The organism is Microbulbifer jejuensis (assembly GCF_047289955.1).
Classification (GTDB): domain Bacteria; phylum Pseudomonadota; class Gammaproteobacteria; order Pseudomonadales; family Cellvibrionaceae; genus Microbulbifer.
On sequence record NZ_JBLBUB010000018.1, the window covers coordinates 96,032 to 109,973 of the forward strand.

General features: G+C 48.4%; 9 protein-coding genes. 3 read left to right on the plus strand and 6 right to left on the minus strand.

What is annotated here, in order from left to right; translation table 11 throughout:
- Positions 1 to 289: 289 nt before the first annotated feature.
- From ACL7TT_RS13060 to ACL7TT_RS13085, 6 genes are all read right to left on the minus strand, one after another.
- Positions 290 to 1,450 (minus strand): lipase family protein, encoded by a 1,161-nt coding sequence (locus ACL7TT_RS13060; protein WP_413395981.1) that lies wholly within the window; start codon positions 1,448 to 1,450, stop codon positions 290 to 292.
- A gap of 28 nt (positions 1,451 to 1,478) precedes the next feature.
- On the minus strand, positions 1,479 to 1,883 hold the full coding sequence (locus tag ACL7TT_RS13065; protein ID WP_413395983.1) for a DUF6795 domain-containing protein: 405 nt from the start codon (positions 1,881 to 1,883) through the stop codon (positions 1,479 to 1,481).
- A 638-nt stretch (positions 1,884 to 2,521) separates the two neighbouring features.
- Positions 2,522 to 2,815 (minus strand): PAAR domain-containing protein, encoded by a 294-nt coding sequence (locus ACL7TT_RS13070; RefSeq protein WP_299948173.1) that lies wholly within the window; start codon positions 2,813 to 2,815, stop codon positions 2,522 to 2,524.
- A 3-nt stretch (positions 2,816 to 2,818) separates the two neighbouring features.
- On the minus strand, positions 2,819 to 3,397 hold the full coding sequence (locus tag ACL7TT_RS13075) for a DUF6931 family protein (protein WP_299948175.1): 579 nt from the start codon (positions 3,395 to 3,397) through the stop codon (positions 2,819 to 2,821).
- Between the two features lie 16 nt (positions 3,398 to 3,413).
- Entirely contained in the window at positions 3,414 to 5,294 is a 1,881-nt protein-coding gene (locus tag ACL7TT_RS13080; protein WP_299948177.1) for a type VI secretion system Vgr family protein, read from the minus strand.
- Positions 5,295 to 5,486: 192 nt separating this feature from the next.
- A complete protein-coding gene (locus ACL7TT_RS13085) occupies positions 5,487 to 5,975 on the minus strand; it encodes an Hcp family type VI secretion system effector (protein ID WP_299948179.1) in 489 nt (162 codons plus the stop codon).
- Positions 5,976 to 6,590: 615 nt separating this feature from the next.
- Between ACL7TT_RS13085 and ACL7TT_RS13090 the strand changes: the two genes are divergently transcribed.
- The 3 genes from ACL7TT_RS13090 to ACL7TT_RS13100 form a co-directional block, all read left to right on the plus strand.
- The gene (locus tag ACL7TT_RS13090) at positions 6,591 to 9,209 is read left to right on the plus strand and encodes a bifunctional serine/threonine-protein kinase/formylglycine-generating enzyme family protein (protein WP_413395986.1); all 2,619 of its coding nucleotides are present in this window, start codon (positions 6,591 to 6,593) and stop codon (positions 9,207 to 9,209) included.
- An 84-nt stretch (positions 9,210 to 9,293) separates the two neighbouring features.
- Entirely contained in the window at positions 9,294 to 11,279 is a 1,986-nt protein-coding gene (locus ACL7TT_RS13095; protein ID WP_299948183.1) for a ShlB/FhaC/HecB family hemolysin secretion/activation protein, read from the plus strand.
- Positions 11,280 to 11,334: 55 nt separating this feature from the next.
- The coding region (locus ACL7TT_RS13100; protein WP_413395989.1) for a two-partner secretion domain-containing protein at positions 11,335 to 13,942 on the plus strand (2,608 nt) is incomplete at its 3' end.

Sequence of the window (13,942 nt, forward strand, 5' to 3'; positions counted from 1 at the left end):
TATCTCAATATAGACTCCCCATGAAAATCCAACAATGCCATGGCTTTGTAACAGGAGGTCATATGCCAGGACAAGCCTTCAGGTGCAGGTGCAAGTGCTTCTCTGCGGCTGCACCGCACCGTCAATAAAACGATCAAATAGAAGACGAAATACTATTTAAATGCCCGTTTGATGACGCTGGCCACAGCAAAATGGGAGCATTTTTCAGGGGCGAAATCAATTTGCTTTCACAATGGAGGTGAACCTATAACGAGAGAGGTCTCCCTGCTACGCTGTTTTCGAGTCAAGATTAGTGAATCGTACGTCCGGCCCGCATAACCAGATCGGAGATGGCGCGATGTAGACGCAAAAAAACCATGCGAATAAATGAAACGGTGATATCTACCCCGGTTACAATCGTCATACCGATCAGCTGTGCCAGTCTGCGGATCAGACGCATTACCCAGAAGGAAATATCTTTGCTGATTTGATAGGCTTTATGGAGAAAGATTGCCAGCCTGTCCAGCAGGGTGAAGGTCGTGCTGCCAGCAACAACCAGAGAAATACCGGCTAAGTGTCCAATCTTTTTTAATACCCAAAGCATTGCCTCTCCGGCGATCCAGGCGGTGTTTATTGTCAGTGACAGTATGCCATCGGATCTCAGCCAAGCCTCAATGCTTCTCTCCAGATTCTGTTTGGGTTTCCTGTTTTTAATGGCATTCCAATCAAGTCCAGAGTCATTCGGGGAAACAGAAGCTATATAGGTTGCGCTGCTATGGCTTTTAATAGGGCTATGGTTGGAGGTTGGTAATTGAAAATCCCCCACGCCCCCATTGGGCACATGTATAAACGGCCAGGTAGGTACCATGGGCACCGGGTCATCGCGGTGGTAAACCCGATAAATATTGCCAGGGGTAAGCCTGCGTTTGCAGTTGCTGGAAAAGTGATCCAAACCGACTCGCGGGCTGCCAAATGTATAAAGTTTAACTGTTTTTCCGCTATTATAAGATAGCCAATCGGCGGCTAAAGTCGCAAGAGCACCACCCAAACTGTGACCGACACAATGAATAGTATGGATCTCGTTGGGCATTTCTTGTGTAAATTGCTGCAATTGGGGCAGGATGGACTCAAAGGTGTAATAAAACCCCTGATGCACGGCACCACCGGTATGGAACCTCTTTATTCCCGCATTGATATCTGTGAGTGCATCATAACCGTTTGAAGTGCCTTTTAATGCGACAAAAGCCTGACCTTTAAATCGGCCGGTGCCACAAGCGGCTATACCCATGGTATGGGTATTCTTAAGAAGAAAAAAAGCTCCGGTTTTTCCGCTTAATTGATTATTTGTTTTTTCATCAACTTCAAGATCCTCTTTATAGGCATCATAAAACAATTCCTGTGTGCCAGGTTTTTGTACCAGGTAGATATCCGCGGCGAGTTGGGCACTATATTTTGGAGTAAGCATAAGCATCCTGTTATCACCCTTATTGTGTAAATGATCAGATAAACTTGCATGATGTCTTTAGTAATGAATTGAATGCTCTCTCTGTTTTAGGGTCATCTAGCAGTTCGCAGGTAAGGCTAAATGACTTCCCTGCAAGCTCGGAATTCTCTTTTGGATTTCTTTTTGCATATACCCATATCTTGTAAGTTTGATCCATATATTGCACATTGATAACCTGGGAAGATACAAATTCTACTGGTAAAACCTGTGTAATAGAGCTTTCAAATTTGGCTGGAAGTTGGACCTTGCCACTGTCATCAGCCATAAAGGTATCGACAGATTCTGTCTTCCAGTCCACCAATCGAATAACTTTTGCACCTGCTGCCGGCTTTCCATTCAGGGTGATGCTGAGGTTCATTTCAGAAAAAGTGCATGCCTTTAAAGGATTTGAAAATGTCATTCCGTTAGACGCCTCCGAAAAAGAGAAACTAAGCCAAATCAATGATAGAAAAATTACAGTAAACCTCTTTTTGTGCATAGATATAACTTTCCTGATTGGTTATTCTTACAGTGAACTTCATTACTACTTGAGGTGTAATTGATAGAAGAATCCCTTCCTGGCAAGGAAAACACTCTGCAGCATAAACTTCTGTGACATTGCATGCCGGCAAAATGGAGTGCCCCACCAACGACATCTACGCTGTACGTCTAATAATTCAACTATTTGTTGTTTTTATGGTTTGGTATCAGTCCTCTGAAAATAATTGATTATATTATAGATATAAAAAATTATTTTTTGAGGTTGTTCTCATTTTTAATTTTATTGTAAGAGATTAGGTCCATTTCCGAATCGTTCGTGGGTGTGATCCCAGGCTGTTTTTAATTCTCTATTGTCAGTGAGTGGTTCTTTCACGCCTTCTTCGAACGTTCCCAAGCGCTTTGCTAAGGATGTGTAATAATATTCTTCAATCAGGCTTTGCCAGTTAAATGACAATTGACGCGTGAAAATAATTGTCCTTTTATTTTTTGAAGCGAGAGCTGCTCTAAGGTGTACCTGAATGTGATAGAGAAGATAGACAGGTGTAATTTTTAGTAGTGTCAGCCACCTATTAACACAGTGGGGTAGCCAACAACGATTTTGCCTCCATGTCCTGTAGTATCTCCCATCCGTGCAGCGGGTTTGCCTTGCAGCATGACGGTGGTACTGCCCATGGCAATCGTATCCGGTGGCCCCACACAGGTACAGATACTGCCGGCGGTTGCTGAAGGCATACCGCCGATGATCACGGTGGGGGCGCCGGGGCTAAGGATCGGTCCCCCGACATGAGGAACGGTACCTGTAACCATTGGACAAACGTGCATATCGGTGATACGTGAGGCGGGTTTGCCCATGCTTCAGTCCTTCACTCTGCCGTCGCCGCCACGAGCCAAATCCAGTCCCTGTTCAATATAGCGAACAAACCTTTTGCCGGGATCAACAGGGTCAGATAAAACGGCTGCCAACGTAACGCTGCCGGCTACGGCGTGTGCATACAGGTATTGCGGAGGCTCAATCGCTGGCTCCCCCACCGCTGCCAGGCTTCCGTGGCACCAGCAGGCGGCGGTTGCCGCCCAGCTTGCCGGTGTTTTGTGCCTGGTTTTTTCCCCAAGAACCTTGCACTTCAAGCGGGCTTCCTCGTTGGGTTTCTTGGCCCAGCTCTCCGCAGCGATCAGAGCATTGACATTATCCTCGTCGGTTGCCGGGCTTTGGATATCCCGAGCCGCGAGGCAAGCCCACCATACCGCTTCACGCTTGGGCAGGCCATGGGCGAGTAACTTTATCGCATCCGGATATAGGCCGGCATTTACCAATTGATGGATACTGACCTCTGGTGCCGTATCCGGCACCAGATATTCTTCAGCTTCCTCACTTACATCAAAGTTCTTGAGAAGCTCTGCCGCTGTAAGTGCTTGTACTTTGATCAAATCGGTCATTGAGTTTCGATTCCCGTCAGTTGATCATAGTGACGCCGCCTTTCAGGGTGAGCATGCCGCCCCCTTTTACCTCAGCGGAGGCATCCCCCTTACAGGAGAGCATGGTTCCCTTTATGGTGATGCCTGCCGGGGTCAGTTTAATACTGCTGCCCCCCACCTTTAATTCAATAGAAGCCTTTGAAGAAATCTTTATTGCACCCATGGCATCGGTTGTCTGAGATCCCTGGCTTATCTTCAGGGTATGATTTCCAGAGCCAATAGTGACAACCTGATTGCCTTTGTCTACATTCAGCTTCTGATCTCCCTTGGCAATAGTGACTACTTCGCTGCCATCGGTAACAGTAATACTACGATCCTGCTTTACTTCCAGAGCCTGCTTGTTTTCTATTTTTCCGGATTGGTCGTTGTGAATCACAAAGTTGTGATCCTTACCGGCTTCCATATAAATTTCTTCACTGCCACTCTTGTCATCAAATCTGAATTCATTGAAAGTACTGCCTTCATACTCCGTCTTCCAGCCACTTTGGGTGGCGGTGTAATTGGGGCCGGGATTATCGCCGTTGTAGACTGCGCCAGTGATCAAAGGGCGATCGGGATCGCCGTTAATATAATTGACGACAACCTCCTGGTTGACCCTGGGTACAAAGTTGGCCCCCCAGTTTTTACCAGCAAAGGACTGCATAACCCGTACCCAGCAGCTGTTCTGGCGAGAGTTCCAGGGGAACTTTACCTTGAGTTGGGTATAGGGGTCTTGAGAGCTATCGGAGGCTGTCGCTTTCACTTCCAATACATGTGCCACTTGGGGGGAGTGAATTTTCTTTGCACAGATATTGGGCGCCGGGCGCGGTAATACGGCCGCGGGTACACAGCTGAAGGTGTTGTGGAAGTGTGTTTCGTTGTCATTGCCGTCAGCGGCGGAGATATGTATGGCGGTAATCAGATATTTGCCCTTTTCGGTAGACAGAGGATGATCAAAAAGGAAACGCCCCCCAGCGCTAAAGCACGGACAGTCACTGCGTCCATGGCTCACATCGAATAGGGCTTCATCGGATTCCATGGCGCGCTCGGCCAGCGCCTTGTGGTAGTTGTCAGTAAACTTATGTTTATGCTCGCCATCGGCCTGAAAATGATTCAGACCATATAATCCACGCAGATAATTTGCAGCATCGTTGAGTTTGCTGGTTGTTTTTACCTGCTGCTTATTATCTTTTGTTGCGGTGAATTCGCTGTAGTCCTTAAGCTCAAAACCGCCACTATGGTAATTGAAGTTATGCCTCCAATTGCTGATGGTATTTTTGGTCGGATGGCTGCCTCCGCCAGCATACCCAATCTGTTCACTGTCACAATCGTAAAAATCCTGAGGATCATCGCATAAGATAAGTTCGTGCTGTCCGTCGGCGTGTTTAAAATAGTAGGAGATGCCCTCTTCTGCCATAAGACGATTGACAAACTCGAAATCGGTCTCATCGAATTGGACACAGTATTCACGGGTAATGTATTCAGCGCTTAACTTCAGCGTAAGCCGTATGACCCGGCTGTACTCACCGAGTACCTCTTCGAGAATTTGTTTGGCACTTTTTTTTTCAAAAATCCTGTTGGAGCTGCCGAGATTTGTGAACCATAACCCCGGTTGGATAATGGCGCTATAACAGCGTATGCCTTCGGAATTGACATCGTGCAGTGAAAACTGGGTGACGAAGCCATTAATATAGCGTGGTGTTTGAGAATGATGAATAGAGAGGGTGATAGGCTTGCCGACGATCTCGCCTTGCGCAATGGTATGATTGTCAGAAATAAGATGAACTTCGTAGTGAAAGAGTTTTGATATATGCTCTTCCCCTTGTAAATTTGTCACAACCAGCGCATCGGTGCCGACAGGGCTGTCGACTTTTATCATTCTTTTGTCTTGATTGAGTGTAGCCATGGGCAGCCCCAACTATCCCTACGGTGCCTTAGAGAATAGAAAATTTACCGTGGACCAGCAGGTCTTTAGGTGAGGGCTCATAAAACGCTCAGCTAAAGACCCAAAAAGCGGGGCCGCAGAGAATTCTGCAGGCCACCGCACAGTATTCGAAAGAAACCGAAGAGGTTAAAGCGGGGTAGCTGTGGTAAGATCGTATCCAACCCGCATGTTTTTCGGATTCTTGTTGGTCTTGTCGGCATGGTTGAGGTCAGCCTCAATTTTGGCAAAACTCAAGGATATCGACTCCTGCGGAGGGCCGCCCGCTGAGGCGCCAATGCTGTAAGAGGAAATCAGGACATTGTCCAACTTGTAAACAGCGTACTTTTCCACGGAGTTGGCGCCGGTTTGTACTACATGGATCTCCACGGGTACACCTTCATCACCGGTCACAGAGGCCTTAAACAAACCGCCTGAAGCGGCGTCGATACGCTTGGTAAGAGTCACTTCACTCAGGCTGGGGCGAGAAGCTTCACGGTTAGATGTGGCTCCAGCTTCCATAGTGATACCGCGGCCAACGCCAAAGTTGAAGCTGTCTACCTCGATCCAGTCTTCGTATCCTTGCGCGGTAACGTTTCCTTTGTGAGATTTGTCGTTGAAGTTCATGTAGATAGCCATGGGGAGTCCCTCTTTGTATTTGGCTGATGGTGTTGGTGGTTAATCCCTTACCTCTGCGATATGGCTTCTGTTGAACCAGCATCGCAGTGGCAACTGGGGGGATTTAAGCAGAGGGCGCAACAAAAAAAAACCTTATTTTTTTTTATTAAATCAACTCTGGCACCAATTATGTAAAATTACCCAATGTCTATCAGGATGACGCCTGCTGAGCGTATTCGACTCCGCCACCAATTATCGGGGTGAGGGTTTCCCCTGCCAAGGGGCTGGCTGTCGGATGGATAGCAGGGATAAGTTGCGGAAATTATAAAAGCCGAACATGGCTGCTGGTTGTGAGCAGGAATGTTTATTAAGTAAAAAAAATCGAACAATGACTTTTAATATGTAATGCTGCGTAATTGCTTGCAGCAACAGACAGGTGAACAATGGTTCTCGTGACTGTTGTGTGGACACGCCATGCGAAAGTCAATAGGAAAATATATTTGAATATTGCTTCATTGTTGCATATTGGCCAGTTCGCTATACTTTGCGCTTTATTTTTACCTTGCCCGAACAGCTTTTAGTTATTTACTGTGATGCCATTTGGAAGCGCAATAGTGTTTTTCCACGGAGACGGAATTGAACGATAAGACGCGTATTGTCCGACCGGGTAGCGCCGCGCCCGGTCGCGGGCAACCTGCTGATACGCTGGCAGGGGATAGTGATTCCACTGTCGTTGTTCAACAAGAGTTTACCGGGGCCAATGATCACCCGCCTGTACGAGGTGCAGAGCCTTTAACGCCCCCTGAGGCTTTGAAACCTGGAACTGACCCCACTGTTCTGAGCCCGACGCCAAAGCAGCACGCTGGCTTGCGGGAAAAAGCGACCCGAATGTCGGGGGGTGTGCCGGTAGATCTTGCAGAGACTTCCAATGCATCTGAACCCCTGCCTTCTGGTGCAATAACCAAGACTGTTATCAAGGGACGCTTCGAGCTGGACAAGCTGCTCGGTGTTGGCGGTATGGGGGCCGTGTATAAGGCCCTTGATCGTCGCAAATTGGAAGCCAGTGACAGCGAGCCCTATGTAGCCATCAAGTTGTTGAATGATGACTTTCAGCAGCACCCGGATGCTTTCATAGCCTTGCAGCGCGAAGCGCGAAAGTCCCAGACTCTGGCCCACCCCAATATCGTAACAGTCTATGATTTTGATCGCGATGGGGAACGTGTGTTTATGACCATGGAATACCTTGAGGGTGCTCCATTGGACAAGCTACTGCGCGAGCACGCTGACATTGGGCTTGGGCCTGAAAAGGCCCGCACAGTGTTTAGGGACGTTTCCCAGGCCCTGATCTATGCCCACTCCCACAAGATCGTCCATTCTGACTTTAAGCCAGGCAACATTTTCGTTACCAGCAAGAAAGGAGCGAAAGTATTCGACTTTGGTATTGCCCGGGCCGTATCCGAAGGGGGGCTGGCCGCTAAGAGTGGTGAAACTACCGTATTTGATGCCGGCAGCCTGGGCGCCCTGACCCCGGCCTATGCCAGTTTTGAGATGTTAAAGGGGGGTGAGCCAGCGCCCAGTGATGATGTTTTCGCATTGGGGTGTGTTGTCTATGAGCTGTTCTGCGGGCGTCACCCTTACAACAAGGTGCCGGCGGAAAAGGCTTTTGAACAAAAGCTGAGGCCCGGCCGTATCAAGGGCCTGAGCCGGCGGCAGTGGCGTGCTCTGCAGTCGGCTCTTGAACTCAGGCGAGAGGATCGCACAGATACTGTAGAGAAATTTGTTCAGTCCTTTTTTGTCAGTAATACCTGGAAATGGGTGCTCGGTGGCATTTTTGCAGTGATGCTGGTGGTTGCAGGAGTAGGCTACAACCATTTGCAACAACAAAATTCCGTTGAGCAGGCTAAAGTGAAGGCTGAGCTTGAGCGGAAGTTACAAGAGGAGCTTTTGCAAAGGCGTATCGCCGATAAGAAAGAGGCGATAGCAAGACTCATTGGCCTCAGCATTCTGACTCCGGCCTGGGAGAGGGATCTTCAACTGGAACTGAAAGAGTATTCCGAGCTGAATCCGGGGGATGAGGCTTTTCCGGATGCCACGCGACGCCAGGTATCTGAGCTGTTTTTGGCTGCAGCAACTGGCCAGTTGAATCTGGGTAACCTGGATCAGGCCGATGTAATGCTTAACGGCGCAGCCAACTGGTACGGAGTTTCAAGCCAAGCTGCCGTGATCCAGTCCCAGCTTGCCAGGGATAGAGAGAGCCTGAGAGCGCGTCTTGAGGCTGAACGATTGCAGGCCAAGCGTGAGGCTGAGCGTTTGCACCAGCAGGAGCTGCTCACTCAGCGAAGGCAGGAAGCGGCCAGGAAACAGGGGCAGATTGATGCTGTGCTCGATGATATGGAAGGTGCCCTGACCTGCGGCTTCGGTATGAATGTGGCCAGTGTGGGGACACAGTTGTCGCACCTGGCAAAGCTGGATAGCGTCAAGGCCCGACAGATACGTCCGGTGGTTGGTGCAGAATTGAGCAACTGCGCAACCCGCCTTGGTGCAGAGGACCCAGTGCGCACAGAGCCCCTGCTAGATCAGTTCAGGGCGCTGTTACCCGGCTATCAACCGCTCAGGGATTTCAAGCTGGACTTTTGCGGGCACCTGTCTCCAGGCAGTGGGGGCAGGGGGGATCGTTATAGTTGCCATGATCGCCTCGCCGATGGCAGTTTGGGACCCGCCATGGTGGTGGTTAAGGGTGCAGGTGGGAGGGCCCTGGCCGTCGGTAAATACGAAGTCAGCAACAGCGATCTTGAGCATTTCTGCCGTGTCACCGACCAGTGTGGGGTGCTGGACCTAAGAGCCGGAAATTTTCCGGCAACCAATCTGGCCATGGCAAATGTTGAAGCGTATCTCAACTGGTTAAGTGAGGAGACTGGCTACGCTTACCGGCTGCCCTCTGAGCAGGAGTGGTTTGCTGCAGCCAGCGCGAAAGGCCAGGCAGAAGCTGCCGATCGCAACTGCCATCTGAAATACGGTGGAATTGAAAAGGGTGCTGAGTTGGTGCCCGCTCAGGCAGGCTCCTCCAACGCATTTGGGCTGGTGAATGCTGTTGGCAATGTTCAGGAGTGGGCGCGCGCTACCGATGGCGAGCTGCTGGCGCTTGGTGGCAGTCGCAAAGATCCCATGAGCCGCTGCCTGACGACAACCAAGCGGCTTCACGGTGGCCAGGCAGATGCATTGACGGGTTTCCGGCTTGTCAGGGATGTGAATTAATCAGATTGGTATTGGCATTTTCCGGCAAACGGAAACAGTGCCGATCAAGTCGATGGTTCAAAAACAAATGCGCGGGGGGAGGATATGCCTGGACTTCAAAAAATCAAACTGGTGTTTTTTTTAAGTATCACTTTTGTGCTACCGCTAACGCCAAGTCAGGCTCAGGAAGAGAACTCCAGTTTTCGCAATCGTGTAAGGGATGCATTCGACCAGAATACACCTACGATAAACGAAGCGGATATCACAAAAGATTTTCTGCAGCGCACATATGAAGCAGAAGATCCAAATCTTAATACCCAGATTCCCGAGATTTCCCGGCGTAATGAAGGGCCAAGGATTACAGTAAGAAAGTTCCAGTTTCACAGGTTGGAGGATTATCCGGAGTTTGGCATTGATCGCGAAACCATTGAACAACTAGCAGAATCGTTGCGCATAAAATTCATGAAAGAGGATAAGCGCCTTGCCAGTGGTTTTACCTTAGAGGAGCTGGAAGAGCTTGCTATCTTGCTTGATGGTATGAAAGTCCAGCTTAATCCGGCAGGGCTTGACCCTGCAGAATTAAAAAAACTTGTCGGTGTTATTGAGAGGCAAAATAAAGATCGTGGACTCAGCTATGCGGATCTTGAAGAGATTGCAGCAGAACTCACCAATTTTTACCGGCGTCAAGGGCTTTTTCTGGCTCAAGTTCAAATTCCTGCGCAGGATGTGGAAAGCGGTGTGGTAACGCTCACTGTACAAGAGGGTTTACTGGGGCAGGTTGTTGCTGATGAAAACGATCAATACGCGCAGGAGAAATTGATTGATCCTTTTGAGTATCAGCGTGGAAAACTGGTGAATCACGCAGATATTGAGACAGGGCTATACTTACTGAATGATCTGCCTGCTCTTAATGTAACGGGCTATTTCAGTGCTGGAGAAAATCCCGGGGAGACCAAGCTTAATTTAAAAGTGCGCGATACCGATAACTGGAGAGCCTCTTTCAGGGTGGACAATCATGGTTCTCTTTATACTGGTGACCAGAGAGCATATGCAACCATAGACTGGCTCAACCCCGTGGGTATTGGTGATGCCCTGACAGTTGGTTATCTGAAATCCAATCTTGACTCAGATGATTCCCTGGGCTCGGAATTGGCGCAGTTGAAATACAGTTTCCCGCTGATTGGCCCCCGTACCAGAGTACAGCTATCTGCTGACTACAATGAATTCAATCTTTATAACGATGAAAATGAAGTCGATGTAATCAATCTATTGGAGATCAGTGGTCTCAACAGGAGTTATACCGTTTCAATTGATCATAAATTTAAGAGATCACGGGATTTCAATCTTACCGGTACCTTTGCGCTGTCTGACAAAGAATCCAATACCGATATTGGTGCAATTTCAAATCCAGGTATAAATTTAGGTTTCACAAACGATCACGTGTATGGCGGTGAGATTGGTTTCTATGTAGACAGCCTTTCGAGTGGATTTCTTTCAATGTTGAATATAGTGAATACCACGCTGCAATATGGCGAACATCAAAATGCAGTTGAGAAAGGAAGGGGAGATAGATTCACTAAGCTTTCTTTAAATGCCAGTTCATTGATCTTTTTACCAATGCCATTTTCTGATGATCATTCAAGGTTGATATTAAAAAGCCGGGCGCAATATAGCGACAGTAACTTGCCGGGATTCGAACAGTTGTCCTTAGGCGGAGCCAATGGTGTCCGGGCATTTTCTGTGAGAGATTTTTCCGCAGACCGGGGTGGCATTTTATCTGCTGAATGGTATATGAATTTCCCTGAAGTCATTGATTCGGAGATTTTTGGGCAGCGCCTAAATGACCTATTACAAGTGGCTCTTATTGCAGATATCGGGTATGGATATGTGAACAATTATGAGACCGGATTGAAGGATGATTGGGCCCGGTTCTCGGGAGCTGGCATGTTATTTAAATTTAACTGGAATGACAGGTTCTCCAGCAAGGTTTCTGTTGCGTGGCCACTGGATTCTGGCTCCTCTATATCTGATCTAACGGTTGGCGAAGACCAGCCAACGATCTATACCGATTTTTCTGTATTTTACAACTGACTTATAAGACCCATTTAAAGTTAAACAGATTTGGCGGATCTTCACAGGTGCCAGTATGAATACTAAAGTAAAAAAACTCGAATTAAAAAAAATAACTCGTGCAATTAAGCTATCACGTCTGGCCTGTGCTGGAATTTTGGCTGGTCTGATAAGCCCACTGGTCCATGCTGGCCCTGAAGGCGGTGTTGTAACTGGTGGCAGTGGCGCTATTGATGTGGACGGCACTACAACGACTATTAATCAGGTTACAGATTTACTATCAATTGATTGGGATTCCTTCAATTTAAGCGAGGAAGAGTTAGTTAAATTTCTGCAGCCCAATGCTTCTTCTATTGTGCTTAATCGTATTCTTGATCAAAACCCAAGTACGATTCGTGGCACCCTTGAATCTAATGGGCATGTGATTCTGGTGAATCCTCGAGGTGTGTTATTTACAGAGAGTGCCACAGTGAATGTGGGTGCTCTTACTGCATCCGGGCTTGATATGGCCCCTGAGGATTTTATAAATGGCGACTTTACTTTTAAAGGTGAAGGCAGCTCTGCAGGATATGTGATCAATAAAGGGTTCATTAATGCGGCCAGTGTGGTGCTTGTTGGTAAGCAGGTTACAAACACCTCTACAGGATTAATTCAAGCCGACCTGGTAAGTCTGGCAGCGGCCGATGAAGCTTTCCTTACCTTTGATACTGACGGTTTGATTGGACTGAAAGTAACCAAAGAGGTAATGGAAAACCAACTTGGGGTGGATAGTGCGGTGTTGAATGAGGGCACAATAAATGGTGCCCAGGTTCTGATGGAAGCCAGTGTCTCTGGGGGGCTGTTCACTGCTGCAGTTAATAATGAAGGGAGCATAAACGCCCGTGGAATTGACACCAGTGGGGGGAAGATTCGTTTATTCGGCTCCGGTTCCGGTGTTGTCAACAGCGGTAGTCTGGATGCATCCGGCACCATTGGTGGTGAGATAGTAATGGAGGGCAGTACTGCTGAGCACAGCGGTGTCATTACTGCTCAGGGCCATAATGGTAACGGCGGTCAGGTTATGGTGCTCGGTGATGAAGTCCTTGTTCGTGGTGTTATAGATGCGCGAGGGCTGGTCTCTGGAGGTAAAGTCCTGATCGGTGGTGATTATCAAGGTGACAATCCCAATATCCGCAATGCACAAACAGCCAGGCTAACTGCTGAGGCTGAAATTAATGTCAGTGGTAGAGGAAATGGAAATGGTGGTGAAGTTATTGTCTGGGCTGACAACACCACTTATGTTGCCGGCAGTATCCGCGCTGAGTCTGGTGAATCTGGCGGCAATGGGGGTTTTATAGAAACCTCCGGAAAGCAGTATCTCTACCTTGACGAAGACTCTTTATTTATTTCCACCGCAAGCTATGGTGGCGGAAATACTGGCGACTGGCTACTGGATCCAGGCTGGATGGAAATTGCTGACTCTTGTTCTGCAAATTGTATTTCAACATCGAGTATTAACACTTATTTAGAGACTACTAATATTGAAATAAGAGTAACTGATGAGGATACAGCCAATGGGCCTGATGGGGACGTATCCCCCGGTTCGGGAGCAGATTTCTCCGAAGGTATTCTTGTCTCTGGTGCCCTGGTGTGGGATTCTGCCAATAGTCTTACTTTATCTTCTTTTAGCGGTATACAGATCTCTGAAACTGGGTCCATCTCTGCAGGCAATGGCGAGCTGGTTGCAAACTCAGGGGGATCGTTTGTTAACTTAGGCAGTATCAGTGTTGCCGATTTCTCCCTAACTGTAGGGATTAATCCATTTGATGCATCCCAGATTGCAGGCACAGATAATGTGCTGGGTAATATTCTTGTTTCCAATTCTGGCAATGTCACAGCGGGAAGTGGATTTGATAAATTTACGCTGGGGACGGATGCCGATACGGTTTCGGTGGATGATGATAATGCTTTTACCACCAATAATATTTCCTTTACCGGTATTGAGGCACTGGATCTCGGTGGCGGGGAGGATAGTGTTAGTGGTGCCGATGGTGCCGACTGGTTACTGACTGGCAATAATAAAGAGGCGCGCAATAGCGGTATCCTGTTCTCTGAGGTGGAAACCCTTACTGCTAGAAATGCCAACCTGCTGGGTACTGCCGACAGCGATACCTTTACCCTGGGTGCCGGCGGTGAGGTGGAAAGCTATGAAATGCGCTTTACCGGCCTGTCTGCAGTGCAGGGCCGGGGTGGCAGCGACAGTCTTGATGCCCTTGCCTACATTGATGGCCTGACATTGACTGGCAGCGATAACCAGTTGCTAGCTGGCACCCTTGCATTCGATGGAATTTTCAGTGCAACTACAGCGCTTTTAACCGGCAGCAGTGGGGATGACCTGTTTACCATAACAGGCATAAATACCCTGAATACAGCGGGTATCGACTTTAGTGAGCTGGATACAGTCAATGCGGGTTTAGGCAGCGACAGCCTGGTGGGCTCAGATGGCGAGGACAGGTTCGAAATTACCGGCCTGAATGCGCTGATGGCCAATAATATTACCTTTAGCGGTATCAGCAGCGTTGATGCCCTTGGCGGTATCGACACGGTCAACGGAGCCGATGGTACCGAGTGGTTACTGACCGGCAACAGTAAAGAAGCGCGCAACAGCGATATCCTGTTTTCCGATGTAGAAACCCTTACCGCCA

What these genes read in the sequence shown, in the direction of transcription:
- ACL7TT_RS13070 (WP_299948173.1), bottom strand. Translation starts at nt 2,815, where the DNA reads ATGGGCAAACCCGCCTCACGTATCACCGATATGCACGTTTGTCCAATG.
- ACL7TT_RS13085 (WP_299948179.1), bottom strand. Translation starts at nt 5,975, where the DNA reads ATGGCTATCTACATGAACTTCAACGACAAATCTCACAAAGGAAACGTT.
- ACL7TT_RS13075 (WP_299948175.1), bottom strand. Translation starts at nt 3,397, where the DNA reads ATGACCGATTTGATCAAAGTACAAGCACTTACAGCGGCAGAGCTTCTC.
- ACL7TT_RS13080 (WP_299948177.1), bottom strand. Translation starts at nt 5,294, where the DNA reads ATGATAAAAGTCGACAGCCCTGTCGGCACCGATGCGCTGGTTGTGACA.
- ACL7TT_RS13065 (WP_413395983.1), bottom strand. Translation starts at nt 1,883, where the DNA reads ATGACATTTTCAAATCCTTTAAAGGCATGCACTTTTTCTGAAATGAAC.
- ACL7TT_RS13060 (WP_413395981.1), bottom strand. Translation starts at nt 1,450, where the DNA reads ATGCTTATGCTTACTCCAAAATATAGTGCCCAACTCGCCGCGGATATC.
- ACL7TT_RS13095 (WP_299948183.1), top strand. Translation starts at nt 9,294, where the DNA reads ATGCCTGGACTTCAAAAAATCAAACTGGTGTTTTTTTTAAGTATCACT.